At 70.7% G+C, this 25,935-nt stretch carries 32 protein-coding genes; 21 read left to right on the forward strand and 11 right to left on the reverse strand.

Annotation, left to right across the window (positions count from 1 at the left end; genetic code table 11):
- Positions 1-6: 6 nt before the first annotated feature.
- The gene (locus AVR91_RS31025; protein WP_063273580.1) at positions 7-615 is read left to right on the forward strand and encodes a phosphatase PAP2 family protein; all 609 of its coding nucleotides are present in this window, start codon (positions 7-9) and stop codon (positions 613-615) included.
- On the opposite strand, the gene zapE is transcribed toward AVR91_RS31025, so the two are convergent.
- A complete protein-coding gene (zapE, locus tag AVR91_RS31030; RefSeq protein ID WP_063273579.1) occupies positions 569-1,603 on the reverse strand; it encodes a cell division protein ZapE in 1,035 nt (344 codons plus the stop codon). The genes AVR91_RS31025 and zapE overlap by 47 nt on opposite strands.
- 98 nt (positions 1,604-1,701) lie before the next feature.
- Between zapE and AVR91_RS31035 the strand changes: the two genes are divergently transcribed.
- The 10 genes from AVR91_RS31035 to AVR91_RS31075 all read left to right on the forward strand — a co-directional run bounded on the left by AVR91_RS31035 (position 1,702) and on the right by AVR91_RS31075 (position 8,407).
- Positions 1,702-2,448 (forward strand): pyrimidine reductase family protein, encoded by a 747-nt coding sequence (locus AVR91_RS31035; protein ID WP_063273578.1) that lies wholly within the window; start codon positions 1,702-1,704, stop codon positions 2,446-2,448.
- The gene (locus AVR91_RS31040) at positions 2,445-3,002 is read left to right on the forward strand and encodes an RNA polymerase sigma factor (RefSeq protein ID WP_063273577.1); all 558 of its coding nucleotides are present in this window, start codon (positions 2,445-2,447) and stop codon (positions 3,000-3,002) included. The genes AVR91_RS31035 and AVR91_RS31040 overlap by 4 nt, the downstream gene beginning before the upstream one ends.
- Positions 3,002-3,427 carry a hypothetical protein gene (locus AVR91_RS31045; protein ID WP_063273576.1) on the forward strand — a complete coding sequence of 142 codons (426 nt, stop codon included), beginning with the start codon at positions 3,002-3,004 and terminating at the stop codon, positions 3,425-3,427. The genes AVR91_RS31040 and AVR91_RS31045 overlap by 1 nt, the downstream gene beginning before the upstream one ends.
- Positions 3,428-3,558: 131 nt before the next feature.
- Entirely contained in the window at positions 3,559-4,008 is a 450-nt protein-coding gene (locus AVR91_RS31050; protein WP_063273575.1) for an Asp23/Gls24 family envelope stress response protein, read from the forward strand.
- Entirely contained in the window at positions 4,008-4,184 is a 177-nt protein-coding gene (locus AVR91_RS42930; RefSeq protein WP_005157087.1) for a hypothetical protein, read from the forward strand. Before AVR91_RS31050 ends, AVR91_RS42930 begins: the two co-directional genes overlap by 1 nt.
- Positions 4,181-4,537 (forward strand): Asp23/Gls24 family envelope stress response protein, encoded by a 357-nt coding sequence (locus AVR91_RS31055; protein WP_016333019.1) that lies wholly within the window; start codon positions 4,181-4,183, stop codon positions 4,535-4,537. The genes AVR91_RS42930 and AVR91_RS31055 overlap by 4 nt, the downstream gene beginning before the upstream one ends.
- Positions 4,538-4,550: 13 nt before the next feature.
- Entirely contained in the window at positions 4,551-5,087 is a 537-nt protein-coding gene (locus tag AVR91_RS31060) for a DUF6286 domain-containing protein (RefSeq protein WP_076857474.1), read from the forward strand.
- Positions 5,084-5,671 carry an alkaline shock response membrane anchor protein AmaP gene (gene amaP / locus AVR91_RS31065; RefSeq protein WP_063273688.1) on the forward strand — a complete coding sequence of 196 codons (588 nt, stop codon included), beginning with the start codon at positions 5,084-5,086 and terminating at the stop codon, positions 5,669-5,671. Before AVR91_RS31060 ends, amaP begins: the two co-directional genes overlap by 4 nt.
- Positions 5,672-5,699: 28 nt before the next feature.
- The gene (locus tag AVR91_RS31070) at positions 5,700-6,779 is read left to right on the forward strand and encodes an ATP-dependent DNA ligase (protein ID WP_063273690.1); all 1,080 of its coding nucleotides are present in this window, start codon (positions 5,700-5,702) and stop codon (positions 6,777-6,779) included.
- 71 nt (positions 6,780-6,850) lie between these two features.
- Entirely contained in the window at positions 6,851-8,407 is a 1,557-nt protein-coding gene (locus tag AVR91_RS31075) for an alpha/beta hydrolase (RefSeq protein WP_063273689.1), read from the forward strand.
- A gap of 305 nt (positions 8,408-8,712) precedes the next feature.
- Here AVR91_RS31075 and AVR91_RS31080 read toward each other — a convergent pair whose 3' ends face one another.
- Positions 8,713-8,955 (reverse strand): DUF2630 family protein, encoded by a 243-nt coding sequence (locus tag AVR91_RS31080; protein WP_063274466.1) that lies wholly within the window; start codon positions 8,953-8,955, stop codon positions 8,713-8,715.
- A gap of 90 nt (positions 8,956-9,045) precedes the next feature.
- Between AVR91_RS31080 and trxA the strand changes: the two genes are divergently transcribed.
- On the forward strand, positions 9,046-9,402 hold the full coding sequence (trxA, locus tag AVR91_RS31085) for a thioredoxin (protein ID WP_007033511.1): 357 nt from the start codon (positions 9,046-9,048) through the stop codon (positions 9,400-9,402).
- Positions 9,403-9,489: 87 nt separating this feature from the next.
- Here trxA and AVR91_RS31090 read toward each other — a convergent pair whose 3' ends face one another.
- Both AVR91_RS31090 and pruA read right to left on the reverse strand, forming a co-directional pair.
- Entirely contained in the window at positions 9,490-10,419 is a 930-nt protein-coding gene (locus tag AVR91_RS31090) for a proline dehydrogenase family protein (RefSeq protein ID WP_063274467.1), read from the reverse strand.
- A 16-nt stretch (positions 10,420-10,435) separates the two neighbouring features.
- Positions 10,436-12,064: an L-glutamate gamma-semialdehyde dehydrogenase gene (gene pruA, locus AVR91_RS31095; RefSeq protein WP_063274468.1), complete on the reverse strand. Its 1,629-nt coding sequence runs from the start codon at positions 12,062-12,064 to the stop codon at positions 10,436-10,438.
- A 206-nt stretch (positions 12,065-12,270) separates the two neighbouring features.
- On the opposite strand from pruA, the gene AVR91_RS31100 reads away from it, so the two are divergent.
- Entirely contained in the window at positions 12,271-13,785 is a 1,515-nt protein-coding gene (locus tag AVR91_RS31100; protein WP_063274469.1) for a PucR family transcriptional regulator, read from the forward strand.
- Positions 13,786-13,799: 14 nt separating this feature from the next.
- Here the strand turns inward: AVR91_RS31100 and AVR91_RS31105 are convergent, their stop codons facing one another.
- The 5 genes from AVR91_RS31105 to AVR91_RS31125 all read right to left on the reverse strand — a co-directional run bounded on the left by AVR91_RS31105 (position 13,800) and on the right by AVR91_RS31125 (position 17,450).
- Positions 13,800-14,036 carry a S1 RNA-binding domain-containing protein gene (locus tag AVR91_RS31105; protein WP_063274470.1) on the reverse strand — a complete coding sequence of 79 codons (237 nt, stop codon included), beginning with the start codon at positions 14,034-14,036 and terminating at the stop codon, positions 13,800-13,802.
- A gap of 152 nt (positions 14,037-14,188) precedes the next feature.
- The gene (locus tag AVR91_RS31110; protein ID WP_063274471.1) at positions 14,189-15,229 is read right to left on the reverse strand and encodes an LLM class flavin-dependent oxidoreductase; all 1,041 of its coding nucleotides are present in this window, start codon (positions 15,227-15,229) and stop codon (positions 14,189-14,191) included.
- 7 nt (positions 15,230-15,236) lie between these two features.
- Positions 15,237-15,629 (reverse strand): DUF6221 family protein, encoded by a 393-nt coding sequence (locus AVR91_RS31115; protein WP_016333007.1) that lies wholly within the window; start codon positions 15,627-15,629, stop codon positions 15,237-15,239.
- Between the two features lie 224 nt (positions 15,630-15,853).
- Complete coding sequence (locus AVR91_RS31120) at positions 15,854-16,873, reverse strand: DNA polymerase domain-containing protein (RefSeq protein WP_063274472.1); 1,020 nt, start codon at positions 16,871-16,873, stop codon at positions 15,854-15,856.
- Positions 16,874-16,892: 19 nt separating this feature from the next.
- Entirely contained in the window at positions 16,893-17,450 is a 558-nt protein-coding gene (locus tag AVR91_RS31125; RefSeq protein WP_063274530.1) for a GNAT family N-acetyltransferase, read from the reverse strand.
- 24 nt (positions 17,451-17,474) lie between these two features.
- Here AVR91_RS31125 and AVR91_RS31130 point away from each other — a divergent pair, with 24 nt between their 5' ends.
- The 8 genes from AVR91_RS31130 (at position 17,475) to AVR91_RS31165 (ending at position 23,856) form a co-directional block, all read left to right on the forward strand.
- A complete protein-coding gene (locus AVR91_RS31130) occupies positions 17,475-18,161 on the forward strand; it encodes a TVP38/TMEM64 family protein (protein WP_063274531.1) in 687 nt (228 codons plus the stop codon).
- Between the two features lie 166 nt (positions 18,162-18,327).
- Positions 18,328-19,929, forward strand: a complete 1,602-nt coding sequence (locus AVR91_RS31135; protein ID WP_063274473.1) for a serine/threonine-protein kinase — start codon at positions 18,328-18,330, stop codon at positions 19,927-19,929.
- A 73-nt stretch (positions 19,930-20,002) separates the two neighbouring features.
- Complete coding sequence (locus AVR91_RS31140; RefSeq protein WP_038515722.1) at positions 20,003-20,308, forward strand: hypothetical protein; 306 nt, start codon at positions 20,003-20,005, stop codon at positions 20,306-20,308.
- Between the two features lie 19 nt (positions 20,309-20,327).
- A complete protein-coding gene (gene msrB / locus AVR91_RS31145) occupies positions 20,328-20,750 on the forward strand; it encodes a peptide-methionine (R)-S-oxide reductase MsrB (protein WP_016333001.1) in 423 nt (140 codons plus the stop codon).
- Positions 20,751-20,825: 75 nt separating this feature from the next.
- Complete coding sequence (locus AVR91_RS31150; protein WP_063274474.1) at positions 20,826-21,707, forward strand: TIGR04222 domain-containing membrane protein; 882 nt, start codon at positions 20,826-20,828, stop codon at positions 21,705-21,707.
- A 73-nt stretch (positions 21,708-21,780) separates the two neighbouring features.
- Positions 21,781-22,710, forward strand: coding sequence for a TIGR04222 domain-containing membrane protein (locus AVR91_RS31155; RefSeq protein ID WP_063274475.1), 930 nt, complete (start codon positions 21,781-21,783; stop codon positions 22,708-22,710).
- Positions 22,700-23,515 (forward strand): DUF692 domain-containing protein, encoded by an 816-nt coding sequence (locus AVR91_RS31160; protein WP_063274476.1) that lies wholly within the window; start codon positions 22,700-22,702, stop codon positions 23,513-23,515. Before AVR91_RS31155 ends, AVR91_RS31160 begins: the two co-directional genes overlap by 11 nt.
- Entirely contained in the window at positions 23,512-23,856 is a 345-nt protein-coding gene (locus AVR91_RS31165; protein WP_063274477.1) for a hypothetical protein, read from the forward strand. The genes AVR91_RS31160 and AVR91_RS31165 overlap by 4 nt, the downstream gene beginning before the upstream one ends.
- A 19-nt stretch (positions 23,857-23,875) precedes the next feature.
- On the opposite strand, the gene AVR91_RS31170 is transcribed toward AVR91_RS31165, so the two are convergent.
- Together AVR91_RS31170 and hemQ are read right to left on the reverse strand one after the other, a co-directional pair.
- The gene (locus AVR91_RS31170; RefSeq protein WP_063274478.1) at positions 23,876-25,222 is read right to left on the reverse strand and encodes a CoA transferase; all 1,347 of its coding nucleotides are present in this window, start codon (positions 25,220-25,222) and stop codon (positions 23,876-23,878) included.
- Positions 25,222-25,914 (reverse strand): hydrogen peroxide-dependent heme synthase, encoded by a 693-nt coding sequence (gene hemQ, locus AVR91_RS31175; protein WP_063274479.1) that lies wholly within the window; start codon positions 25,912-25,914, stop codon positions 25,222-25,224. Before hemQ ends, AVR91_RS31170 begins: the two co-directional genes overlap by 1 nt.
- Positions 25,915-25,935: the final 21 nt, after the last annotated feature.

Genomic DNA, 25,935 nt, shown 5'->3' on the forward strand with positions numbered 1-25,935 from the left:
CCCCGGATGAGCGGAAGAGCGCCGTACGGGCTGGTCGCGGTGACCTGTGCCGTGATCATGGTCGTGCTCGGCGTGCTGGTGTCCGGCGAAGGTGTCTCCGGTCCGGACGAGCTCGCCGTGCGATGGGTGGAGCGCGCCTTCGGCCCCGGCACCGACCTGCTGCGGCTACTGGTGCTGCCGACCGAGGCCTACGTCCTGATCCCGGTCGCGGTGCTCGCCGCCGTCCTGTGCCTGATCGGCGGCCGCAGGCTCGAAGCGGTGCTGACCATCGTGGGCCCGCTCGTCGCGATCCTCGCGAACACCTGGGTGCTCAAGCCGCTCTTCGGCCGCTGGAAGTACACCTACCTCGCCTACCCCAGCGGGCACACCGTCGCGCTGGTCGCCGTGCTGACCGTGCTCGTCCTGCTCGCCCGCCCCGGTGTCGCGAAGGCGGTCATCGCGACGGTGGGCGCGGTGGCGCTGTGCGGCGTGACGATCGGCATGATCGGCCTCGGCTACCACTACCTGACCGACGTCGTGGGCGGCACGCTGTTCGCCGTCGCGACCGTGTGCGCCACGTGGGTCCTGCTCACCTGGGCTGCACGGCGTCGCGCGCCAGTGCCGTCAGACGGCTGACGGCGCGCAGGTACTTCTTGCGGTAGCCGCCGTTCACCATCTCTTCGGTGAACAGTTCGGGCACGGGCTCTCCCGAGACCACCAGCGGGATCGCACGGTCGTAGAGCCGGTCGGCGAAGGCGACCAGCCGCAGCCCGACGTTCTGGTCGGGCACCGGGTGGATGTCGCGCAGGTGCACCCGGGTCACGCCGTCGAGAAGCCTTCCGTAGCGCGAAGGGTGCAGCTTGCCGAGGTGCTCGCACAGCGCGTCGAAATCGTCCACAGTGGACGCCGGATGCGCGGCGGCGGAGGCTTCCAGCTCTTCGGCGCTCGCCGGCGGCGGCGCGTCCGGCAGGCCGCGGTGGCGGTAGTCCGGACCGTCCACACGGCAGACGCCGAACCGGGCGGACAGCGACTGGATCTCGCGCAGGAAGTCCGCGGCGGCGAACCGGCCCTCGCCGAGTTTGTCCGGCAGCGTGTTGGAGGTCGCCGCGACGAACACCCCGGCCGAGATCAGCTCCTGCAGCAGCCGCGTGACGAGCATGGTGTCGCCGGGGTCGTCGAGTTCGAACTCGTCGATCGCCAGGAACCGGTGCTCCGACAGCCGCCGCACCGCCTCGGCGAACCCCAGCGCGCCGACGAGGTGCGTCAGCTCCACGAAGGTCCCGTACGCCTTGGGCGACGGCGTCTCGTGCCACGTCGAGGCGAGCAGGTGCGTCTTGCCGACGCCGAATCCGCCGTCGAGGTAGAGCCCCATCGGCCCGGACGGCGCCTCGTCCCCGCCGCCGAACAACGCGCGCAGCTTCGACTTCGGCTTCCGGTTCGAGGCCTCCGCCACGCGCTTCGCGAACGCGCCGCAGTCGACGACGGCCTGTGCCTGGCTCGGCTCGTCCGGGTTGGGCACGTAGGTGGAGAACCGGACCGCGTCGAACCTCGGCGGCGGGACGAGCGCGGTGATCAGCTCGTCGGCGGACAGCTCCGGACGGCGATCGATCAGGCGGGCGGGCATTCGCCGAGCGTAACGGCACCGTCGTCGCGGGTTCACTCTCCCTGACCGGGCGTATCCCCCGCTCAGCGGTGCCGTCGGGCGCGTGCTGGGATGGCGGTGTGCAGCTTTTGTGGCCAACGACACCGGCGGAACCCGTCTCCGACGGCGACCTCGAACGGCTCTACGGCTATCCGGAAGGCCTGACCCGGCCCTGGGTCCAGGTCAATTTCGTCAGCTCCGCCGACGGCGCGGTGGCGGTCGACGAGCTGTCCGAGGGGTTGTCCTCCCCCGCCGACAAGCGGATCTTCCTGATGGGGCGGCTGCTTTCCGACGTGATCCTGGTCGGCGCCGGCACGGCGCGCGCCGAGGGCTACCGCGGCGCGCGGGTCACTCCCGAACGCGCCGCCCGCCGCGTCGCGCTCGGGCTGTCCGAGGTGCCGCCGATCGCGGTGGTGACCCGTTCCGGTGAACTCGACCCCGAAGGCCCGTTGTTCACCGACACCAAGGTGCCGCCGATCGTCATCACCACCGGGAAGGCGCCCCGGACAGCGCTGGAACGCGCGGGCGCCGAGGTGCTCGTCGCGGGGACCGAAGACGTCGACCTGCACCGCGCGCTCGCGCTGCTGGACGAACGCGGGCTGCGCCGGATCGACTGCGAGGGCGGGCCGGCGCTGTTCGCCGACCTGATCGCGGCCGACCTCGTCGACCAGCTGTGCCTGACCGTCGCCCCGCTGCTGGCCGGCGCGGGCGAACGCCGGATCGCCGACGGCCGCCCGTCCCCGGAACCACGACGGATGGACCTCGCGTCCGTGCTCTTCGAAGACGGTTTCACCATGCTGCGCTACCGCCGCCGGGAGAGCGGGTGAACGAGGCCGCGCCGGTTCCGGACGAGGAACTGGCGACCCGGGCCGCCGCCGGGGACCACGGTGCCTTCGACCTCCTGGTCCGGCGGCACACGGCCAGGATGTACCGGGTGGCGCTGCGGATCACCGGCAGCTCGTCGGAGGCCGAGGACGTCGTCCAGGAGGCCTGGCTCTCCGCGTGGCGCGCTTTGCCCGGCTTCCGGTTCGAATCCGCGGTGTCGACCTGGCTCTACCGGGTGACGACGAACGGCGCACTCGGCGTGGTCCGCCGCCGGAAACCGACGGTGCCGCTCGACGAGGGCGACGCGGGTGTCGTGCCTGGTCCGGAGGGGTACGTGGTGAGCGCCGAACAGGTCGGCACGGTGCTGCGCGCGATCGCCGAACTCGACGTCGGCCAGCGGATCCCGCTGATTCTGCGAGAATTCGAAGGGTTGACCTACGACGAGGTGGCCGAGGTGCTGGAAGTCAGCGTGCCCGCCCTGCGCGCCCGCCTGCACCGCGCGCGGGTGGCGCTGCTGGCGAAACTCGGCGACAACTTCCGACCCGGGGAACGGTGATGAGCGAGGATCCGCGCGACGACCCCCGGTGGCAGCAGGTACGCGCCGCCGCGAGCCGTCCGGTACCGACGCCGCCGGGACTCGTCGAACGGGTGCTCCGTTCGGTCAGCGGCGTCCGGGGCGGGCACACGACCGCGCCGCTCGACCTGCCGTCCTCGGGCGGGAAGACCCAGGTGTCGGAGCGGGCACTGGTGCTGATGACCAGGAGCCTCGCCGCCGAAATCGGCCGCGAACTCGGCGGCGTCCACGTCTCGGCCGTCGCACTCGAAGAGGACGTGCTCCAGGTGCTGGTGACGATCCGGTTCGGCGTCGAGGCGGCCGTCGCGGAGCTGTTGCGGCACCGGGTCGGCGCGGCGCTGTCCGGCCAGCTCGGTTCGGCCCCGCCCACGATCAACGTCCACGTCGTCGACGTCCACCCGGACTGAACCGCAACTGATTACTCCATCCGGGGGATGAAGCGTGACGGCTCGGCGTGCGCGTGTGTCCAGGTCGGTGAGAGCGTAGGGACCGCCGCGCGCGCAGGTCGCGCGGTACAGGCCGAGAAGGAGCGAACTTCATGGCGCAGCCGAGCGCGAGCAAGCCCGACACCCCGGTCACCGGGGCGTCCCTCAACGAGGAAGGAGCCGCCGGCAAGACCACGATCTCGTCGGTGGTGGTGCAGAAGGTGGCCGGACTCGCCACCCGCGAGGTGACCGGGATCCACGCGCTGGGCGGCGGCGTCTCGCGGGCCTTCGGCGCGATCCGCGAGCGCATCCCCGGCTCCGGGACCGTCACCACGTCCGGTGTCTCGGTCGAGGTCGGCGAGAAGCAGGCGGCGATCGACCTCGACGTGGTCGTCGAGTACGGCGCCCGCATCGTCGACGTCGCGCGCGCGGTGCGCCGCAACGTGATCGGCCAGGTCGAGCAGATCACCGGCCTCGAGGTGATCGAGGTCAACATCGCGGTCAACGACATCCACCTGCCGGACGAGAACGGCGGCGAGACCGAGACCTCGCGGGTGGAGTGATGAACGGGACCCAGACCGGCCTGCTCGCCGGCCTCATCCTCGGCCTCGCCGCGACCCAGGGCTTCACCGCGTTCCTGGTGACACTGGCCGTCGGCGTCATCGGCCTCGTCCTCGGCCGCGTGCTCGACGGCGAACTCGACCTCGGCGACCTGTTCGGCCGGGGCCGCGACAAATGACCCTCCCGGCCGAACCGGAGGACCGCGGCACCCTCACCATCGCGCCGTCCGTGGTCCGCAAGATCGCGCAGCACGCCGCGGACCAGGTCGACGGGACCACGCGCGCCGAGCGGCGGATCGCCGGGCTCGGGCTGGGGACACACGGTGCGAGCGCGAAGGTCGGCGGCGAGGGCAACGACGTCGATCTCGTGCTCGACGTCGCGCTGAACTACCCGGCGCCGGTGCGGCGGATCGTCGGCGACCTGCGCGCCAAGGTCACCGAGGAGGTCGAACGGATCACCTCGTACCAGGTGCGGGACATCTCGGTGACGGTCTCCGCGCTCCTGCCCGACATCGCACCCCGCGTCCGCTAAAAGGAGCACCCGCATGCGTTTGTTCGTCCGCCTGCTGTCGGCCCTGCTCGGGCTGGCACTGGCCGCCGCCGGGGTCCTGCTGGCGCTGGAGGTCGGCTGGGGCTGGTGGCGGCCGGGACGCGGGCCGCTGTTCGTGCCGTGGGACGACTGGCGCGACAGGCTCGCGGAACTGTCCTGGAACACCCCCGAAGTCCGGTATCTCTCCATCGCCGTCGCGGTCGCCGGGCTGCTGCTGATCCTGGCGGCCGCCTCGGCCGGGCGGCGCGCCATCCGGCTGACCGATCCGGCGAACGAGGTCAGCGTGACCACGTCGCCGCGTTCGCTGGCCAGGCTCATCGGGGTGACGGTGCGCGCGCAGGACAACGTCGTGGGCGCGAAGGTCACGGCCACCGCCAAGAAGATCCGCGTCCGCGCGACGAGCAGGCTGGAAACCGAAGGCGAGCTGCGGCCGCGGCTGCTGGAGACGGTGTCCGGTCTGCTCGACGACGTCCCGCTGGTACGGCGGCCGAAGGTGTCGGTCGTCGTCGACTCCCCGAAGGACCGCCGATGACCCGTTCGGTCTCCGCCAAGGCACTCGGCCGGTCCACCGGCACGGAACGGACGCTGACCGTCCTCATCGGACTCCTCGCGCTGCTCGGCGGGGCAGCGGCGCTGGTGGTCGGCGCGGGCTGGCTCGGCACGTACCGCGCGGGCCGGCCGCTCGTGGACCCGATCGCCCTCGATTGGCTGTCGGGGCACGCGCTCGCCGCCCGCATCGGCGCGATCGTGCTCGGTGTCGTCCTGCTGTGGCTGGGCCTGTGGTGGTTCTTCCGGTCACTGCGCCCGGAAGGCCGCCCGGACCTCGAACTCGACGACGATCTCGTGGTGACCTCCTCGGCGATCTCCGAGGCCGTCCGCCTCGACGCCGAGACGGTCGACGGGGTCGGGCGCGCCCGGGTCCGCGCGGTCGGCGACAAGGAGAACCCGGCGCTGCGCATCACGCTCTGGCTCGTCGAGGGCACCGACCTGAAACGGGTCTGGGAGCAGCTCGACCACACCGTGCTGGCCCGTGCGCGGGAGTCGCTGGGAGTGGACGTCCTGCCGACCGCCGTCCGGATCGAACTCGACACGACGGCACCGCAACGGGTGCGCTGACCGCGCCGGTGCGGCAAGAATGGCCGTCATGTCGCTTCCCTTGACGCCGCCGGTCAAACCGATGCTCGCCAAACCGGCGAAGGCGATCCCCGATTCCGGCGGGCTGCTGTTCGAGCCCAAATGGGACGGCTACCGCTGCCTGGTGTTCCGCGACGGCGACGAGCTGACCCTGCAGTCGCGGTCGGAGAAGCCGCTGAACCGCTACTTCCCCGAAGTCGTCGAGCGCTTGAAGGCTGCGCTGCCCGAGCGGATCGTGCTGGACGGCGAACTGGTGGTCGCCCGGGGCGGGAAGCTGGACTTCGACGCGCTCACCGACCGGGTCCACCCCGCCGAAAGCCGCATCAAGCTGCTGGCGGAGCAGACCCCGGCGGAGTTCGTCGCGTTCGACCTGCTGGCGCTCGGCGACGAGTCCTTTCTGGACGAACCCACGTCGAAGCGGCGGGAACGGCTGGAGAAGCTCGCCTCCGACGGCATCCACCTGACCCCGGCCACCGCGGATCCGGCGATCGCGCGGCACTGGTTCGAGCTGTTCGAGGGCGCCGGGCTCGACGGCGTCATCGGCAAACCGCTCGACGAGCCCTACACGCCCGGCAAACGGGTGCTGCTGAAGTACAAGCATTCGCGTACCGCCGACTGCGTGCTCGCGGGGCTGCGGTGGCACGTCGACGGCGAACCGGGCGAGCTGGTCGGCTCGTTCCTGCTCGGGCTCTACGACGAGAACGGCGTGCTGCACCATCCCGGTGTCGTCGGCTCGTTCCCGGTCACCCGGCGGCGTGAACTGGCCGAGGAGCTGGCGCCGCTGATCACCGACGGGGCCGATCACCCCTGGCTGGGTGACAACGTGCGGGAGCACCAGCGGATCCCCGGCGGGATCACCCGGTGGAAGGCCAAGGAAGCCCCGTGGGTGCCCCTGAAGCTGGAGAAGGTGGTCGAGGTCGGCTACGAACACACAGAAGGCGGATATCCGTCGCGGTTCCGCCACACCGCCCAGTTCAAACGCTGGCGCCCCGACCGCGAGCCGGACTCCTGCACCTACGCCCAGCTCGACGAGGTGGCCCGCTACGACCTGGACGCGGTGTTCCGCGGCGAGGTGAAACGCACCCGCTAACCGTGTCCTGACATCCGACCTGCGAAGCTCTGTCCCGAGCTTTGTCATGCCTTGGAAGTGAGGACCAGCCCGTGAGCACCGCCCGCCGCACGCCACGGCTGATCCTGACGACCACCGTGGTGGCGGCCGTGCTCGCGGGCTGCACCGCCGGGCCGTCGGTCCGGCCCGCGGTGATCGACAACGACGGAAAGCCGGAGCCCGGCGGCCAGACGACGGCGCAGCAGGTGCCGCTGCCGCCGCTGGCCGAACCCCGGTCGCCGTCGATCAAATGGGAGGACTGCGACGAAGCGACCAGGCAGCGGCTGGGGCAGCCGTCCGTGCCGGACACGCTGAAGTTCTCCTGCGCCAGGGTGGCCACCACGCTCGACGCGCCGGACCTGCCCGGGCGCGGGCTCTCACGGCTGTCGGTGGTCAAGACCGGCGGCGGGCCGATCCCGCTCGTCGTGGTCAACGACGTCGACGGTGAGCCGGGTTCGCTGTACGCCGCGCGGCTGGCCACGACGCTGCCGCCCGAGTTCCTGCAGAAGTTCTCCCTGATCGGGGTGGACCGGCGAGGGACCGGATCGTCCGCGCCGGTGCAGTGCATCCCGGCGGAGATCCGCACCGAACTGCTGGGCGGCGACCCGGCGGCCGCCGACCTCGAAAGCGTCGTCGACGCGGCCCGCAAGGCGGGCCAGCAGTGCGCCATCGAACTGGACGACTCGCAGTTCGCGATGGACAGCTGGCGGGCCGCGGGCGACCTCGAAGAACTCCGTGAACAACTGGGCATGGACAAGCTGCACGCGCTGGGCCGCGGCGACGGTTCGAAGGTCCTCGCCGAGTACGCCGTGCGGTACCCGGCACAGGTCGGCCGGGTGATGCTCGACGGGCTGCCCGACCCCGCCCCCGACGCGACGGCCGTGCAGGAATCGGTCGCCGCGAGCGCGCAGGCCACCCTCGACGCTTTCGGAGCCGACTGCATCGCGAGGGGCTGCCCGATCGGCGACGCCCGCTCCGCCGTGACCGCCGTCGCGGACCGGCTCCGTTCCGCCTCCGCGACGACCACCGACGGCGCGGAGATCACGCCGGGGATCGCGTTGTACGCCATCTACTCCGGGCTCGCGCAGCGCTCACGCTGGGTGGAACTCGCCGAAGCGCTCAAGACCGCGCAGACCGGCGACGTCACCCCGCTGGCCGCGTTCGCCGAACCGGTGCTGAAGGACTCCCGGGCGCGGCCTTCGCGGCTGGACGGCACGCTCGCGACCAAATGCAACGACAGCGCGAGCCGGCTCTCGGCCGAGGAGCTCACGCGCGCGGCCACGACACTGCGCGACAAGTACCCGCAGTTCGGCGTCTTCGCCGCGCAGCAACTGGCCTGGTGCAGCCCGTGGCCCGTGCGCCGCGAACCGCTCCCGCCCGCGGGCGCACCGGGGGCGCCGCCGATGCTCGTCGCGGGCACGGCGACCGACCCGGTCACCCCCGAACAGGGCACCGGCCGGGCCGCCGACCAGATGCCGAGCGCGGTCACGATCACCTGGCAGGGTGCCGGACACGGCGCGCTGAGCCTCTCGCCGTGCGTCGCGGACGCGACGCGGGCGTTCCTGATCGACGGGAAGGTGCCCGTCGACGGGACTCTGTGCCCGGCCTGACTTCCCGCCGCCTGCGTCGCCTCGCGAAATGTCATGAAAGGGTCGTTCAGGACGTTTTTCGTCCTGAACGACCCTTTCATGACACTTCTGGTGCGACTCCAGCGAGCATCCCGCGCCCCGCCGAGCATGGCGTCCCTCGGGCCAGCGCGCCTTGCGAAAGCCACTTTCGCAACGTTGAAGGTTGCGAAAGTGGCTTTCGCAACCTCACCCGCCCCACACTTCCCACCCGCGTGCCATGAACGGTCCGTTCCTTGCAAATTTTGCAAGGAACGGACCGTTCATGGCGTCAGCCGGGACCAAAAGGGCTACTGCCGGTAGGACTCCACCTCGGAAACCGGCCGCGCCGTGGCCTGATCCGGGTCGTCGTCGAACTCCACCCGCGCCCGCCGCTGCCGCAGCAGGTCCCAGCACTGGTCCAGCTGCTGCCCCACGCTCGCCAGGCGGGACCGGTCGTCCGAGCTGAGCCCGGTGCCGATCGCCCGCGAACGGAGTTCGTGCTCCTCGCTGACCAGCTCGTCGATCCGGCTGAGGATGTCCCCGTCGGCCATACGCACCTCCCGCGAAACGTGGGTTGCTCCATCCGAGACGCTACGCGCACTCGCGGGAATGCGCGTCCCGCCCGATTCGTTACGCCGGGCATGAGCACTGTGGAGCTGACCGCCGCCAACTTCGACCAGGTCGTTTCCGAGAACGACTTCGTCATCATCGACTTCTGGGCGGGCTGGTGCATGCCGTGCCGTCAGTTCGCGCCGACGTACGAGAAGGTGTCGGAGAACCACGACGACATCGTGTTCGCGAGCGTCGACACCGAGGCCGAGCAGCAGCTGGCCGCCGCCTTCGACGTGCGCTCGATCCCCACCCTCGCGGTCATCCGCGACAAGACGGTGATCTACGCCCAGCCGGGCGCGCTGCCGGAGAAGACGCTCGAAGACCTCATCCAGCAGGCGCGCGACATCGACATGGACAAGCTCAAGGAAGAGGCCCAGGAGGCCTGACGAGTATGGAGAAGGCGCCCTTCCCGGCGGGTTTCGCCGGGAAGGGCGCCTTTGTCTTTCAGCGGAACAGTGCCACTCGGGACCGGGTCAGCCCCTGGTGGCGAGTCCGCGCAGGAAGAACGCCAGGTTCGCCGGGCGTTCCGCCAGCCTGCGCATGAAATAGCCGTACCATTCGTCGCCGTAGGGGACGTAGACGCGCATCGTCTTGCCGTCGCCCGCGATCCGGCGCTGCTCTTCGGGACGGATCCCGTACAGCATCTGGAATTCGTGATCGTCCGCCTTGCGGCCCGCGTCCGCCGCGAGCTTCTCGGCGATCGCGATCATCCGGGGGTCGTGCGAGGCGACCATCGGATAACCCTTGCCCTGCATGAGGATCTTCAGGCAGCGCACGTAGGACTTGTCCACTTCGGACTTGTCCTGGAACGCGACCTCCTCGGGTTCGGCGTAGGCACCCTTGCACAGCCGGACGCGCGACCCCTCGACCGCCAGGTCACGGCAGTCCTGCTCGGTCCGCCGCAGGTATGCCTGCAGCACCGCGCCGACCCACGGGTACTCGGTGCGCAGTTCCTTGAGGATGCCCAGCGTCGAGTCGGTGGTGGTGTGGTCCTCCATGTCGAGGGTCACCGTGGCACCGACCGCTTCGGCCGCCGCGCAGATCTTGCGGGCGTTCTCCAGCGCGACCTTCTCGCCGTCGGCGGGCAGGGACTGGCCCACCGCGGACAGCTTCACCGACACGTCCGCACCGAACGCGAGGCCGTCGGCCGCCAGCGCGGTCAGCAGTTCCTCGTAGGCGCGGACCGTGGTCGCGGCCTGCTCGGCGTCGGCGGTGTCCTCGCCGAGGTGGTCGAGGGTGACCCGGAGGCCGTCGTCGGCCAGTTCGCGGACCACCCGGGCGGCGTCGGGCGTCTTCGCGCCGGCGACGAACCGGCTGACCACCGATCGGGTGGCGGGGACGACCTCGACCAGCTTGCGCATCCGCTGGGATCGAGCGGCGGCGAGCAACGGGGCACGCAACATCACGAACTCCTGGTTCTCAGCCCTGGTGGGGGTAACGGACGCTGGTGGGCGGGACGAAGGTCTCCTTGACCGAGCGCGGGCTCGTCCAGCGGAGCAGGTTGAACACCGAACCGGCCTTGTCGTTGGTGCCGGACGCGCGACCGCCGCCGAAGGGCTGCTGGCCGACGACCGCACCGGTCGGCTTGTCGTTGACGTAGAAGTTGCCGGCGGCGAAACGCAGCGCCTCGGACGCCTTCGCCACGGCGGTGCGGTCGTTCGCGATGACCGCACCGGTGAGCGCGTAGTCGGCGGTCTCGTCGACCAGCTTCAGCACCTTGTCGAAGTCCTCGTCCTCGTACACGTGCAGCGCGAGGATCGGGCCGAAGTACTCGGTGCGGAAGATCTCGTGGTCCGGGTTGTCCGACACCAGGATCGTCGGGCGCACGAAGTAGCCGACGCTGTCGTCGGCGGTGCCACCGGCGATGACCTCGATCTCGGCGTCTTCGGCCGCGCTCTTCAGCACGGCGGCGTGCTTGTCGAAGGCGCGGCGGTCGATCACGGCGCCACCGAAGTTGTCCAGGTCGTTGACGTCGCCGTAGGTGATGGCCTCGGTCTCGGAGACCAGCTCGTCCTTCAGGCTCGCCCAGAGCGAACGCGGGACGTAGGCGCGGGACGCGGCCGAGCACTTCTGGCCCTGGTACTCGAAGGCGCCGCGGATCAGCGCGGTGCGCAGGACGTCGACGTCGGCGGAGGCGTGCGCGAGCACGAAGTCCTTGCCGCCGGTCTCGCCGACCAGGCGCGGGTACGTGCGGTAGCCGGAGATGTTGGCGCCCACGGTGGCCCACAGGTGCTGGAAGGTCGCGGTGGAACCGGTGAAGTGGATCCCGGCCAGGTCGCGGTGGGTCAGGGCGACCTCGGAGACGGCCTTGCCGTCACCCGGGAGCAGGTTGATGACGCCCGGCGGCATACCCGCCTCTTCGAGCAGCCGCATCAGCATGTGCGCGGCGTAGCTCTGCGTCGGCGACGGCTTCCACAGCACGACGTTGCCCATCAGCGCGGGCGCGGTCGGCAGGTTGCCGGAGATCGCGGTGAAGTTGAACGGCGTGATGGCGTACACGAAGCCCTCGAGCGGGCGGTGCTCCATCCGGTTCCAGATGCCGGGCGAGCTGACCGGCTGCTCGGCGAGGATCTGACGGCCGAACGCGACGTTGAAGCGCCAGAAGTCGATGAGCTCGCAGGCGGAGTCGATCTCGGCCTGGAAGGCGGTCTTCGACTGGCCGAGCATGGTGGCGGCGTTCAGCTTGGCGCGCCACGGGCCGGCGAGCAGGTCGGCGGCGCGCAGGATGATGGCGGCGCGGTCGTCGAAGGACAGCGCGCGCCAGCCGGGAGCGGCGGCCTTGGCGGCGGCGATCGCGTCGTGGGTGTCCTGCGCGGTCGCGCTGTGGATGACGCCCAGCACCGCCTTGTGGTTGTGCGGCTGGACGACCTCGATCTTCTCGCCGCCGCCCTTGCGCTGCTCACCACCGATCGTCGCGGTGATGTCGATGGGGTCGGCGTTGCCCAGCAACTTGAGCGCGCCCTCGAGTTCAGCGCGCTCAGCGCTGCCCGGCGCGTAGTTCAGCACCGGCTCGTTCTTCGGGGCGGGGGTCTGGGTCACGGCGTCCACTGACTGCTCCTGACTTCACTTCGCCGGATAGAGGTCTCACCCCGAACGGTAGACCGGACGGCTTCGCCACGGCTTGTTCGACTGGCTAGAATCGGGGTGACCATCTTGTCCGATCGGCTTAATCCGGTGATGATCTGACCACGGATACGACCACAGGCGCCTCGCTCCGGCATGTCCTCGCCACGCTCGGGGAACCGCTGGTCAGGATGCTCGCGGCCCCTGGCGGGCTCGGCGTGCAGGTGGAGGACGTCGTCATCCACGATCCGGAGGATCCGCCCGACGCCCATCCGGGTGACCTCGTCCTGGTGATCGGCGCTCGCGGGCGCTCGGCCTCCGGCGCGATCCGGGCGGCGGGGCGGTCCGGCGCGGCCGCCGTGGCGGTCAAGAACGGCTCGGCCGTCGTGAACGTCGCGGCCGACGCGGGGATCGCGCTGATCGAGGTCGGCCACGAGGCGCGCTGGGAGCAGGTCGAAGCCCTGGCCAGGGGCGTGGTCGACGCGGCGCGCACGGGTGGCGAGGCGGACAGCGGCGAGGTGCTGGGCGATCTGTTCTTGCTCGCGCAGACCATCGCGACGCTGACCGGCGGCCTGGTCAGCATCGAGGACACCGCGAGCCGCGTGCTGGCCTATTCGCGGGCGGGCGACGAGGTGGACGAGCTGCGCCGGCTCTCGATCCTCGGCCGCGAAGGCCCGGAGCGGTATCTCGCGATGCTGCGCGAATGGGGTGTCTACCAGCGGCTTCGCGCCGGTGAAGGCATCGTCCGCATCGACGAGCGGCCCGATCTCGGCATCCGGCGGCGGATCGCGGCCGGGATCCACGCCGGATCGCAGCCGCTGGGCACGATCTGGGTCCAGGAGGGCGCGCATCCGCTCACCGAAAGCGCGGAGGTCGCGCTGCTCGGCGCGAGCCGGGCGCTGGCACCGCAGCTGATCCGCCACCGGACGCTGCCCAGCCCCGAGCTCCGGCTGCGCGAGGACCTGCTGGCGGGCCTGCTCGACGGACGCGTCGACGCCGAGTCCGTCGCCGACGACATCGGCGCGGATCCCGGGAAACCCGCCATGGTGCTGGCGTTCTCGCTCCCCCGCGACCGGGCCGCGACCGACCGGCAGCTGCGGCGCGCCGAGCTGGTGCACCTGATCACCGTGCACACCGCCGCGTACCGGCGGAGCGCGCTGGTGAGCGTGATCGGCGGCCGGGTCTACGCGCTCCTTCCCGACCTCCCCGAACACGCCGAAGCGCGGATCCTGGCGCTGGCCAAGGAAATCGTCGGTACCGCGCAACGGCATCTCGACGTCCGGGTGCGCGCGGCGCTGGGCGGTGTCGTGCCCCGGCTCTCGGACGCGGCGGCCTCACGCGGCGACGCGGACCGCGTGCTGGCGACGATGGCGCGCGGGCACGAGACCGCGGACGTCGCCTCGCTGGCCGACGTCCGCGCCGAAGTCCTGCTCTCGGAGGTGCTCGCGTTCCTCGGCGAGCAGCCGAGGATCCGCGATCCGCGGCTGACCGGACTGATCGCGCACGACGCCGAGCACGGCGGCATCCTCGTGCCCGCCGTGCTCGCCTACCTCGACGCGTTCGGGGACGTCCGGCGCGCGGCACGCGAGCTGAACATCCATCCGAACACGGTCCGCTACCGGGTGCGCCGCGCCGGCGAGGTGTCCGGGATCGACCTGGACGACCCCGCCCAGCGCATGCTCACCCAACTCCTTTTGCGCCTCTAGGTTTCCACCCGGGTTCAGGCCAGGGTCAGGCTGAACCGGCGGTTCTGGACGTCCAGTTTGTCCAGTCGCACCGCGACGGCCGCCCCGGCGGCGAACGGGCCGGTTCCGCCGACGGTCGGCAGCAGCCCTTCCATCCCGGGGGCCACTTCGACGAACGCGCCGAACGGGAGCACCCGGGTGACGATTCCGTCCAGAACGCCGCCATCGGCGTGCGTGACGACGAACTCGCGCCAATTCTCGGTGGGAGACATGCGATTCACCTCCTTTCCGCGCATGGTCCACATGAGGACACCTACGCGGAGGCGGGCTGCGGGCCCGCGCGGAGATCAAGCGGCGGCCGGGGAATCCGTCCGCTCACGGCACGAGGCCGACCCGGCAGTCATGGCCGTGACCCTAGCAAAGGTCACGACACCGCGGCGAGGCTCCGCAACCCGGCGACCTCGGCCAGCGCGCGATAGGACTCGAGCCGCTCCGCCTGGTCGAAAGTGCTGGTGGTCACCAGGATCTCGTCGGCACCGGTCTTGGCGACGAGATCGGCCAGCCGGTCGCCCACCTCGTCCGGGGTGCCGGCGAGCTGACCGTCGAGCGCGCGGTCCAGCCGGTCCCGGTCGCGGTCCGACATCGGCCCGGCGAGGATCTCGTCCACCGGCGACAACGGCGGGAAGACACCGTGCGTGCGCGAGTACACGGTCGACCACGCTTCGGGGATCAGCAGCCGCCGGGCCCGTTCGGCCGTCTCGGCGACCGCGATGGCCGTGGACACCACGACATACGGCCGCGAAGCCCGCGCGGAAGGGCGGAACCCGGAGCGATACCCCTCGATGGCCTCCAGCAGCGGCCCCTCGCCCCGGACCGGCGCGATCACCAGCGGCAGCCCCAATTCCGCGGCCAGCCGCGCCCCGGCACCGGTGGCCAGCAGGAACGCGGGCACGCGCAGTCCCTCCGCGGGGATGGCGTGCACGCCCGGATACGTCGTCTGATCGCCCGCGAGGAAGCCCAGCAGCTCGCGGACCTGCTCGCCGAAGCGATCCGCGTCGTCCTTCTCGTGCCCGAGCGCCTGCCGCACCCCGCCGGTGAATCCGACCGACCGCCCCAGCCCCATGTCGATCCGGCCGGAGAAGAGCGATTCGAGCACGCCGAACTGTTCCGCGACCACGAGCGGCCGGTGGTTGGGCAGCATCACGCCACCGGTGCCGACCCGGATCCGCTCGGTCGCCGAGGCGACCGCCGCCGCCAGGACGGTGGGCGCCGAACCGGCGACCCCGGGCACGCTGTGGTGTTCGGAAACCCAGAACCGGTGATAGCCCAGGGCTTCGATTTCCCGCGCGAAGGCGACGGTCTCCCGCAACGCGCGGGGCGCGTCGCCGCCGCGGCGGGTCGGGGACCGGTCCAGTACCGAAAGCGTGATCACCCTCGGGTCAACGCGTCCGGGCCCGGCGGGCATTCCCCGCTCAGGGGCGCCAGCGCTCGCTGTAGTCCGGGTGGTCGGCGTGCGGCAGGGCCAGCAGCCGCAGGGTCAGGCACCAGTTCGTGCCTGCCTCGTCGGCGGGCACGTGGCAGGTCTCGCACCAGTACTCGTTGCCGTACAAGGGGAATCCCGGGACCTTCTCCGAAACCGTGGTGCGATGTGCCTGCAGGAGCCGCCGGGTCGCCTCGATCTCGTTGATCATCTGATTGACCGCGTCGAGTTCGATGTCGTTGAGCGAGCGGATCTTCTTTTCGATGACGACCTTGGTCTCACCACGATTGAGCGATTCGTTGATCTCGGTTTTCTTGACCGCCTGCATGATCAACGCCTGGCGTTGCCCCACACGCGCGGCGAGAAAGGCGATCAGGTCGTCCACGGATACTCCTTCGTCTCCCCCAGCCTAGTGTTCGGAGGGAACCGTCGCTGGCAGGAAGCCCGGCGTTACGACTGAGTCCCACGCGTCACACAGTCTTGTATCGGTTCCCGACGGACCGGTAACCGGTTTCTGGATCGACACGAAAGCGCAATCACTCCGCGAGCAAAACGAAGGAAAAACGTGAATTCGTCACCGACACCGCACGCGTCGTCACTTGACGCGTGCTACGTGTCGTCCCGCGCCTTGCTCGGCTGGACGCGTTTCGGCTCGCCCGGCATCTTCGGATAGTCCGGCGGGTACGGCATCTCGCCGAGGCCGTGGTCGCGCTCGTCCCGCGCGTACCACTCCAGCAGGGTCTCGATACCGAACGCCTGCTCGTCCATCGGCGCGTGCAGGTCGCCACGCTCGGCGTAGAAGGCGCCCGCGGTGAGGACGTCGAAGTCGTCCGGATCGACCTCGGTCAGCAGATCCCAGGTCAGCGGCGTCGACACCGTCGCCCGCGGGGTGCCGCGGACCGACCAGGACGACGCCACCGTGCGGTCGCGGGCGGCCTGGTTGTAATCGATGAAGACCCGGCCGCCGCGTTCTTCCTTCCACCACGCGATGGTCGCCTTGTCCGGGATCCGGCGCTCGACCTCGCGACCCAGCGCGATCACCGCGTGCCGGACGTCGATGAAGTCCCAGTCCGGCCGGATCCGCACCAGGACGTGCACCCCGCGCCCGCCCGAGGTCTTCGGATAGCCGGTCAGGCCCGCCGAGTCGAGGACCTCGCGCACCACGCCCGCGACCTCGACAGCGTCGGAGAAGCCCGCCTCGTCCGGCGGGTCGACGTCGATGCGGAGTTCGTCGGGATGGTCGACGTCGGGCCGCCGCACCGGCCACGGGTGGAAGTCGAAGGTGCCCAGGTTCGCCGCCCACGCGAACACGGCGGGCTCGGTCGGGCAGACCTCCTCGGCGGTCCGGCCCGACGGGAAGGTGATCTTCGCGGTCTCCACCCAGTCCGGGGCGCCCTTCGGCACTCGCTTGGCGTAGAACCACTCGCCCTCGACGCCGTCGAGGTAGCGCTTCAGCGTCGTCGGCCGCTCCCCGATCGCGCGCAGCAACGGTTCGCCGACCGCGACGTAGTGCTCCACGACCTGGCGCTTCGTGATCCCGCGGGCCGGGAAGTACACCTTGTCCGGGCTCGACACCCGGACCTTGCGCTCGCCTGCCTCGACCTCGATCGGCTCACCGTTCTTGGGCATGCGCCCACCGTATCGCCGATCAGGGCCGGGGATCGGTCTTCAGCACCGCCATCGTGACGACGTCATGCCATTCGCCGTCCCACCACAGCGCGTCGCGCTGGAGCCCCTCACGGACGAACCCGGCCTTCTCGTAGGCACGCTGGGCACGCGGGTTGTAGTCGAAGACCTCCAGCGAGACCCGGTGCAGGCCGACGACGCCGAACGCGTAGTCGAGGACCAGCCTGGTCGCCTCGGTGCCGTAACCCTTGCCGAAGAACTCCGGCCCGTTCAGGGCGATGCGGAACGCCGCGGAGCGGTTGTCCTCGTCGATGTCGTTGAGCGCGAGGTCGCCGATGTGCGCGCGATCGGTCTTGCGCAAGATCGCGTAGTCCGCGCGATCGTCCAGGCCCGGCCGTCCGGCCAGCCAGGTCCGGACCTGTTCGGGGGTGAACTCGGTGTGTGTGCCGGTCAGCCTGCGGCTTTCCTGATCCCGCAGGGCCTCCCAGCCGGTCTCGAAGTAGGTTTCGTCGAGCTGGGTGAGCACGACGCTCTCGCCGGTGAGTTCGGGCTGTGCCCGCAGCGCCTCGGTGTCGATCACGGCGGACACGGTACGGTGGACGCGGTGTCCGGGCGTACCAAATTAATCCTCGCGCTCACCGTGCTCGCCCTGTTCGTGGCGGCGGCGGTGCTGCTGCCGATCCCGAGCCCGGCCGGGCTGCGGGCCTGGGCCGCCGAGACCGGCCCGGCCACTCCTCTGGTGTTCTTCCTGGTCTATTCGGTGCTGACGGTGGCGCCGATCCCGCGCACCGTGTTCAACCTGGCGGGCGGGCTGCTGCTCGGCGCCACGACGGGCATCCTCGTCGGCATCCTGGCGACCACGGTCGCGTCCGCGCTCTCGTTCGCTCTTTCGAGGGCGCTCGGCCGCGACCTGGTCACCCGGCACCTGCATCGGGCGAAGATCCGGGCGGTCAACGACCGGCTTTCGGACGGCGGGGTACTGGCGATCACCTCCTTACGGCTGATCCCGATGGTGCCGTTCGCTCCGTTCAGTTACCTGTGCGGAGTGTCATCCGTCCGTTTCGCCCCGTATCTGATCGGGACCGCGCTCGGCAGCCTGCCGGGTACGGTCGCGGTCGTCGTCCTCGGCGACGCACTGACCGGGGAAACACCTCCCGCGCTGCTGATCTGTTACGCCGTGTTCGCCGCGGCGGGGGCCATCGGGCTGGTCAAGGTCTTCCGGCGCAAGGCCCGGCCGATACCCGAACCGAGCGGCGAGGAAGAATTGCCCGCCTCCGCACCGGCGAGCTGACGGGGAGCCGAAACCGCCGCCCGCTACACTCGATCGGGTGCGCGGGACCTGTCAGGCCGCGTAGCGCCACCATCACCCGGAGAATGTGTCAGGAGCAGTCGCCATCGACACCGGTCAGCTGATCGCTGGGCACTATCGCCTGGTCGAGCAAATTGGTAGCGGTGCCATGGGGGTGGTCTGGCGTGCCATCGATGTCCGCCTCGAGCGCTCGGTGGCGGTCAAGCAGATCCTCCCGCAGCCAGGTGTCTCCGAGGCCGAACGCGACAACATGCGCCAGCGCGCCATGCGCGAGGCGAAGAACGCGGCCCGGTTCCAGCATCCGAACGCGATCGTGGTGTTCGACATCGCCGAGCACGGCGGCGACCCCTGCCTGGTGATGGAGTACCTGAACGGCCCGAGCCTCTCGGCGATCATCTCCGACGAGGGCACGCTGCCGCTGGGGCGCGTCGCGAAGATCGGCGAGCAGGTCGCGTCGGCGCTGGTCGCCGCGCACCGCGCCGGGATCGTGCACCGCGACGTCAAACCGGGCAACATCCTGATCGACGAGGCCGGTACCGCGAAGATCACCGACTTCGGCATCTCCCGCGCGGCCGGCGACATGACGCTCACCCAGACCGGCCTGATCGGTGGCACCCCGGCGTACCTCGCGCCCGAGCTGGCGCGTGGCTCGGATCCGGTGCCCAGCTCCGACGTCTTCGCGCTCGGCGCGACGCTCTACCAGGCGATCGAGGGCCAGACCCCGTACGGGAACAGCTCCAACCAGCTCGCGCTGCTGTACGCGGCCGCGAACGGCCAGATCAACCCGCCGCAGCAGGCGGGCGCCGCGACGGCGCTGCTGATGAGCCTGCTGCGCACCGAGCCGACCGAGCGCCCGACCATGGCCGAGGCCAGGGAGCGCCTCGCCGCGCTGGCGGCGAACGAATCCGGCGCGGGCACGGCCGCTTCGCCGCGGCTGTTCGGAGCGGGCGGCGGTAGACAGCCCGCCGTGCCCGAAACCCCCGGACACGGCCTCCCCGGCGGGGACCGCCCGCCGTGGCAGCGGACTGACAAGCCGGTCCCCTCCGCCGCGGCTCCCCCGCAACCCACCAAGACGCACACGCCGACGGCCGCGTTCATCCCGATGCGCTCGCCGTCCGCCCCGCCGAACACCCCGCCACGCCCGGTCGCCGCGATGAGCCCGCCGCCGTCGGCGGCCGCCCCGATGCGGCCGTCGCCCGCCAAACCGGCCGACGCCAAGCGCAAGGCCGTCCTGTTCGCGGGCGCCGGTGCCGCGGTCGTGGTGATCGCCGTGATCGTGTTCCTGATCCTGAACTCGAGCAACGGCTCCAACACCCAGGCCGGGGGCAACACCGGGGTGAACCCGCAGCCGGGCACCTCGGCGCCCAAGTCGAGCGCCCCGTCTTCGTCGCGCCCCTCGCCCGCGGGACTGGGCAAGACGCCCAGCGAAAAGATCACGAGCTACTCCAGCGTGGGCAGCTTCGTCCTCGACTTCTTCGACACGGGCAAGATCGGCACGTCCGCGAGCTGGAACATGCTCACGGACGCCGCGAAAGAGGTCTACGGTTCGGAGCAGGCTTTCGCCGAGTACTGGAGCACTCACAAGGTCACCAGCGCCGACACCGCCCGGGCGGACAAGGGCGGCGGCAATGCCGACGGCTCGATCGACATGAACATCACGCTCAACAAGGGAACACGCCCGGCGCTACGGGTCGTCCAGGTCGGCGGCCAGTACCTCATCGACGCCGACACGCGAGTACTCGGCAACTGACGCAGCGTGGCGGCGGTGAGACCCGCCTCGCTGGTGGTAGGACAATCGCCGATCGTGGCTTACTGTTGCCGGTATGGCCGATAGCGGACCTTTCGGACCTCGCCAGAATCCTCGCTTCCAGGAAGACCTGGTAGGCCTCGACCCGCACGACCCCGAGGCCCGAGCCTTCGCCGAGCATCTGGACCGCATCGAACGTTGCGGCCCGAACTTCACCGTGGAGGCCTGCCTCGACGGTGTCTCCGATTTCGCCGACTCCAGCAACCGCCTCGGCGGGCTGCGCTGGTGGGTTTCGGCACTGGTCGTGGTCCTCATCGTGCTCGGCGTGATGGTCACCGCATGGGACATCATCGGCCGGGCCATCGCGTGGCTCGCGGGGTAACGTGGAACCGGTGAAAGGCATGAAACCCGTTGTCGGAGCCACGCCGCGCGTGGTCAAGTCCGAGCAGGAATGGCGGGAGCAGCTCAGCCCCGACGAGTACGCCGTCCTTCGCCAGGCGGGCACCGAGCGCCCCTTCACCGGTGAGTACACCGATGAGAAGACCACCGGGGTCTACCAGTGCCGAGCCTGTGGCGCCGAACTGTTCCGCAGCGAAACGAAATTCGACAGCCACTGCGGTTGGCCGTCGTTCTACGACCCCGCCGACACCGACGCAGTCCTCCTGCGCGAGGACACCACCATGGGGATGCGCCGGATCGAGGTGCTGTGCAAGTCGTGCCACAGCCACCTCGGGCACGTCTTCGAAGGCGAGGGCTACGCCACGCCGACGGATCAGCGGTACTGCATCAACTCGATCTCGCTGAAGCTCGTTCCCGAGTCGTAACCGACCGAAGCGAACCACCGCCCTCTTCGACGCGTTCACGAGAAACAAGAACAGCGTCGGGGAGGGCGGTGTCGTATGAACGGACCTTGGGGGATCGTCGCCCTCCTGCCCACCGTTCTGGCGGGCTTGTACGTGTGGTGGCTCCGACGCGGCTTCCATGACGGAGGCAGGTTGCCGAGCCTTCAGCACGTGGCCGCGCTGGCCGGCGGCGCGGACCGCGTCATCGACACCGCGGTGACCGCCCTGCTCGAACGCGAGCAGATCCGGCCCACCCTCACGGGAAGGCTCTACCGGACGCCGCTGACCCCCACCGACCCGCTCGGTCTCGAACTCGTCGCCCTCCTGCCAGGCATGCAGGGGATCGAGCTGTGGCACACGTTGAGCCGGGGCGACGGGATGCGGTCCTTACAGCAGGATCTGGTCCGTCGCGGGCTCCTCGTCCCCGAACGACGGCGCAGGACGGCTTGGCGGATAGCGTCGTTCTGCTCGTTGCTCCTCGTCGCGTTCGGGCTGGCCTTGCCGGATTCGCTGCCCGTGCCGCTCCTGTGCGCCTTGTTCGGCGCGCTCGTCGTCACCGCGTGGTTCGGGCGAACGCGCTACCAAGGCAGGCCGACCCGGGCAGGCCGCCGGGTGCTGGCGGGCGCGGCCACCGATCTCAGTCTCGTGACCGGAGCGGCAGGTGCCGTGGCGCTCGGCGGCCTCCGCGCGCATCCCGACGCGGTGTACGCCTCGGCGCTTGGCCGGCTGCATGCGGCGACCCGCCGTATCAGATCCCGCGGCGTGCGCCGCCGGAACCGGGCCGACGGGGGTTTCGCCCGGAACACGGGCGAATCGTTCGGCGGCTTCGGTCTGCTCGCGTTCTGGCACGACGGCGGTGGGAGTGACGATTCCTGCGGGGGCGGCAGCTCTTGCGGCGGCGGGAGTTCGTGCGGAGGGGGTGGCGGCGGCGGTTACTGATGTGCTGGAACCACCACCGGACGGAAAAGCGTCCGACTACGGTAAGTGCACCTGCTCGTGAAAGGCCCGTGCGATGGAAGACACCTGGGGCATCCCCGGACCCACGTTCCTGGCGATCTATGGCGCCCTGATCGTGTTCCCCGTGGTCGCCGGTTTCGTGTGGACGATCGTGGCCAAACTGGGCACGAGAAGCCCGAGCCCCGAGGTGAGCGGCCCGCAGCCGACGGTGTACGAATTCGCCTATCTCGCCGGCGGCCCGGACCGGGTGGTCGACACGGCCATCGCGACGCTGGTCGACCGCGGGACCTTGCGGGTCAGCAGTACGAAGCAGCTCCAGCTCACCGGTCCCGAGCCCGCCGACCCGATCGAGAAGATCGTCGCCAAGGGCGCCAAGCCGGGCTACAACGCCACGACCCGCGGCATCCGTGACCGGCTGCGGCTGTCGGGGCCGATGCAGGCGCTCGCCAAGGGGCTGGAGGCACGAGGGCTGGTCGTCGTCGACCAGACGCCGCGGATCCGCCGGGTCGTGTACTTCCTGTACCTCGCCGTGCTCGTGCTCGGTGTCGTCCGCCTGATCGCCGGCATCGCCGGCGATCGTCCCGTCGGTTACCTCATCCCGCTGCTGATCTCGGCCGTGTTCGCGACGGTGATCTCCCGTGCGCTCAAGAACAAGCGGCCGGGTCCGCGTCCGACCAGCGAGGGCGCCCGCGTCCTCCACAAGGCCAGGTCCGCCCACGGACGGGAGCGCAAACGCGGCATCCCGAACGGCCCGGGGTACGTCGGCGGTGCCGTCTTGGGCGGCGCCGCGGCGGCGGTCGCGTTCGGTGGCCTCGCCTCGTACCCCGACGAGGAGCTGAGCGCGGCCCTGATCCCGCCGCCGGTCTCCAGCGGTTTCGGCGGAGGTTCGTCCGGCAGCGGCTCTTCCTGCAGCAGCGGCGGAAGCTCGTGCAGCAGCGGCAGTAGCGGCGGCGGCGGTTGCGGTGGAGGCGGTTGTGGCGGCTGACGGGCCCGGGACGCTCGGGATCGGCATCGGCTGGCGGCACGAGCTCGACCTTTCGATCGCGCGGTTGCCGGGCGTCGACTGGGTCGAGGTCGTCGCCGAGAACCTGCACGCCGGGCATCTTCCGGAAACCCTGCTCGCGTTGCGCGACAAGGGAATGCCGGTCCTGCCGCACGCGGTCTCGCTGTCGCTGGGCGGAGCCGAACCGCTCGACACAGCGCGCGTCGAGCATCTCGCGGAGATCACCCGCGAGCTCGGTGCACCGCTGGCCAGCGACCACGTGTGCTTCGTGCGCGCGGGCGGCCTCGACTCGGGCCATCTGATGCCGCTCCCCCGCACCCGGGAGGCGCTCGACGTCCTGGTGGACAACGTCAAACTGACCCAGTCCATCGTGGAGGTCCCGTTCGCGCTGGAGAACATCGCGGCGGTGCTGGAATGGCCGGACGCGGAGTTCACCGAGTCGGAGTTCCTGCGGGAGCTCACCGACCGGACCGGCTGCCTGCTGATCGTCGACGTGGCCAACCTGTACGCCAACGCCCGCAACCTCGGCACCGATCCCGAGCGGTTCCTCGACGAGATTCCGTGGGAGCGCCTGGCGTACACCCATATGGCGGGCGGGGTCGAACGGGACGGCGTCTACCACGACACGCACGCCCATCCGGTGGTGCCGGAAGTGCTGGATCTGCTGCGCGAACTGCGGCGTCGCACCGAACCGCCCGGCGTCCTGCTGGAACGCGACGACGACTACCCGTCCGACACCGAACTCGCCGCGGAGCTGGCCGCGCTGCGGGAAGCGGTCTCGCCGTGACGTCGCCCCGGGAGCGGCTCGCCGGGCAGCAGGCGGAGCTGCTCAAGGCGCTTCTCGCCGGTGGCGACGCCCCGGCGGGCTTCGACGCGGACAGGCTCCGCATCGAGGCCGGCGTCTTGCGGAACAAGCAAAGCAGACTGGCCGCCTACCTCCGGCCGGACCTAGCCGAAACCCTCGGTGACCGGTTCGCCGCGCTGTTCCGCGAGTACGCGACGGCTCACCCGAAGACCGACGCGATCCGCGCGCGGGCCTACGCGGACGCTTTCGGCACGTGGCTCGTGGAGCGCGGCGAGGTCCCGAAACCCCGGGGCCGGTTCGCGAGCTGGCTCCGCCGCATTTAGTCCTCTGAATGCGGCGTGGTCACCAGACCGCGCGGTCGCTCCCCGGTACGTGCGTCGCTTCCGTCCATTGTGGATTCGAGCCCGGCAGGGTGCCCGCCATCTTGACCCGGGTGACGCGGCCGAGCTGGCCGTCGACGTCTTCGAGCCACTCGCCGCCGTCAAAGCCGACAGGCCCGGCTTCCTTACGCCCCAACGAGTTCAGCCACTCCCCGGTCCCGGCGAGCGAGGTACGGACATGCCGGCTGCCGCCTTCGGTGGCCGCCTGACGGACGGCGGTCATGATCGCCGCCGCGGTGAGCCAGCCGGTCGCGTGGTCGAGCGCCTGCACCGGAAGCGGTCCCGGGCCGTCGAGCCCGGCCGCCTTGCCGCCCTCTTCGGCGATCCCCGACGCCATCTGCACCAGGCTGTCGAACCCGCGCCTGCGTGCCCACGGCCCTTCCCAGCCGTACGCGGACAGATCCGCGACGACGATGCCCGGCCGCAGCTCGGCGATCGCTTCCGGGGAGAAACCCTTGGCGGTCAACGAACCCGGCCGGAAACCCTGCAGCACGACGTCGGCGCGGGCGATCAGCTTGCGCAGCCGCGAGCGCCCGGCTTCGGTCTCCAGGTCGACGTACGCCGAGAGCTTCCCCATCCCGGTGTCGACGGCCAGCGGCGGCACGGTCGGCAGCTGCGCCGAACCGATGTGCATGACGGTCGCCCCGTGCGCGGCGAGCACGCGGCCCGCGACCGGCCCGGCGATGACGTGGGTCAGGTCCAGGATCCGCACCCCGCCCAGCGGCCGGCCGGATTCGAAGAGCCGCACGGGTTCCGAGGTCCCGAGCGGCCGGATGTCGGCGACCGGCAACGCGCTCGACGCCTGTCCTTGCTTGTGCGCCAACCACTCGTCACGGGTGCGCATCACGGCGGCGGCACCGCCCGCGCCGACCACGGCCGACTCGACCTCGTACTTCGACTTGGCCGCCACGACCTTCTCGAACGCCGCCCGCGTCGCGGGTACGCCGAGGCCCCAGCACACGGCGGACACGTGACGCGGGTAGTTGCAGTGCAGCCGCACCCAGCCGTCGTTCGCGCGGTAGTCGCCGGACAACGGCGCGCTGAACGGCACCGGCTCCCCATCGACGCGGAGGTACTGCTCGCTGTGGAACGCCGCCGCGGCGTGCCGGGTGTCGACCGAGACCTTGCCCGGCTCGATCCCCCTCAGCCGCAACAGTTCCCCGGCCGCGAGCGTCGCCGCGGCGATACTCGTCGTCGCCGCCTCCTCGACCCGGAAGGTCCCGGGCAGCACCGACTCGGGGCCGGTGATCTCGACGGCGTCTTCGGCGAGGGTGTCACCGGTGAGCGTGGTCCAGACGCGGGTGTCCACTAGGGCAGCAGGCCGATCAGCTCGGCGGGCGCCACCTTCGTCCCGGTGTAGAACGGGATCTCCTCGCGCACGTGGAGGCGGGCCTCGGTGCCGCGCAGATGACGCATCAGATCGACGATGCGGTGCAGTTCGTCGGCCTCGAAGGCCAGGATCCACTCGTAGTCGCCCAGCGCGAACGACGCGACCGTGTTGGCGCGGACGTCCGGGTAGTCGCGGGCCTCCTTGCCGTGGTCGGCGAGCATCTTGCGGCGCTCGTCGTCCGGCAGCAGGTACCACTCGTACGAGCGCACGAACGGGTACACGCAGATGAACTTGCGGGCCTCTTCACCGGCGAGGAACGCCGGGATGTGGCTCTTGTTGAACTCCGCCGGGCGGTGCAGCGCGACCTGGCTCCACACCGGCGCCGACGCGCGGCCGAGCGGGGTGTGCCGGAAGCCGCTGTACGCCGCCTGGACCTGCTCGATCTCCTCGGCGTGCCACCAGATCATGTAGTCGGCGTCGGCGCGCAGCCCGGAGAGGTCGTAGACACCGCGGACGACGACGCCCTTGGCCTCCAGCGCGTCCAGGTACTCGGTGGTCTCCGCGGTCGCCTTCGCCCGGTCTTCGCCGAGCTTGCCCTGCTCGGCCCGGAAGACCGACCAGGCGGTGTAGCGGATGGTGTCGTTGAGCTCGTTGTAGTTCAGCCGCGCCATACCGCCATCTTGGCACTGCCG

Source organism: Amycolatopsis keratiniphila subsp. keratiniphila, assembly GCF_001620365.2.
Taxonomy (GTDB): domain Bacteria; phylum Actinomycetota; class Actinomycetes; order Mycobacteriales; family Pseudonocardiaceae; genus Amycolatopsis; species Amycolatopsis keratiniphila.

Excerpts from the sequence above, each read along its gene's own strand:
- AVR91_RS31025 (WP_063273580.1), top strand. The coding sequence starts at position 7 with ATGAGCGGAAGAGCGCCGTACGGGCTGGTCGCGGTGACCTGTGCCGTG.
- zapE (WP_063273579.1), bottom strand. The coding sequence starts at position 1,603 with ATGCCCGCCCGCCTGATCGATCGCCGTCCGGAGCTGTCCGCCGACGAG.
- AVR91_RS31045 (WP_063273576.1), top strand. The coding sequence starts at position 3,002 with ATGAGCGAGGATCCGCGCGACGACCCCCGGTGGCAGCAGGTACGCGCC.
- AVR91_RS31050 (WP_063273575.1), top strand. The coding sequence starts at position 3,559 with ATGGCGCAGCCGAGCGCGAGCAAGCCCGACACCCCGGTCACCGGGGCG.
- AVR91_RS42930 (WP_005157087.1), top strand. The coding sequence starts at position 4,008 with ATGAACGGGACCCAGACCGGCCTGCTCGCCGGCCTCATCCTCGGCCTC.
- AVR91_RS31055 (WP_016333019.1), top strand. The coding sequence starts at position 4,181 with ATGACCCTCCCGGCCGAACCGGAGGACCGCGGCACCCTCACCATCGCG.
- AVR91_RS31060 (WP_076857474.1), top strand. The coding sequence starts at position 4,551 with ATGCGTTTGTTCGTCCGCCTGCTGTCGGCCCTGCTCGGGCTGGCACTG.
- amaP (WP_063273688.1), top strand. The coding sequence starts at position 5,084 with ATGACCCGTTCGGTCTCCGCCAAGGCACTCGGCCGGTCCACCGGCACG.
- AVR91_RS31070 (WP_063273690.1), top strand. The coding sequence starts at position 5,700 with ATGTCGCTTCCCTTGACGCCGCCGGTCAAACCGATGCTCGCCAAACCG.
- AVR91_RS31080 (WP_063274466.1), bottom strand. The coding sequence starts at position 8,955 with ATGGCCGACGGGGACATCCTCAGCCGGATCGACGAGCTGGTCAGCGAG.
- trxA (WP_007033511.1), top strand. The coding sequence starts at position 9,046 with ATGAGCACTGTGGAGCTGACCGCCGCCAACTTCGACCAGGTCGTTTCC.
- AVR91_RS31090 (WP_063274467.1), bottom strand. The coding sequence starts at position 10,419 with ATGTTGCGTGCCCCGTTGCTCGCCGCCGCTCGATCCCAGCGGATGCGC.
- AVR91_RS31100 (WP_063274469.1), top strand. The coding sequence starts at position 12,271 with ATGCTCGCGGCCCCTGGCGGGCTCGGCGTGCAGGTGGAGGACGTCGTC.
- AVR91_RS31105 (WP_063274470.1), bottom strand. The coding sequence starts at position 14,036 with ATGTCTCCCACCGAGAATTGGCGCGAGTTCGTCGTCACGCACGCCGAT.
- AVR91_RS31110 (WP_063274471.1), bottom strand. The coding sequence starts at position 15,229 with ATGCCCGCCGGGCCCGGACGCGTTGACCCGAGGGTGATCACGCTTTCG.
- AVR91_RS31120 (WP_063274472.1), bottom strand. The coding sequence starts at position 16,873 with ATGCCCAAGAACGGTGAGCCGATCGAGGTCGAGGCAGGCGAGCGCAAG.
- AVR91_RS31135 (WP_063274473.1), top strand. The coding sequence starts at position 18,328 with ATGGGGGTGGTCTGGCGTGCCATCGATGTCCGCCTCGAGCGCTCGGTG.
- AVR91_RS31140 (WP_038515722.1), top strand. The coding sequence starts at position 20,003 with ATGGCCGATAGCGGACCTTTCGGACCTCGCCAGAATCCTCGCTTCCAG.
- msrB (WP_016333001.1), top strand. The coding sequence starts at position 20,328 with ATGAAACCCGTTGTCGGAGCCACGCCGCGCGTGGTCAAGTCCGAGCAG.
- AVR91_RS31150 (WP_063274474.1), top strand. The coding sequence starts at position 20,826 with ATGAACGGACCTTGGGGGATCGTCGCCCTCCTGCCCACCGTTCTGGCG.
- AVR91_RS31155 (WP_063274475.1), top strand. The coding sequence starts at position 21,781 with ATGGAAGACACCTGGGGCATCCCCGGACCCACGTTCCTGGCGATCTAT.
- hemQ (WP_063274479.1), bottom strand. The coding sequence starts at position 25,914 with ATGGCGCGGCTGAACTACAACGAGCTCAACGACACCATCCGCTACACC.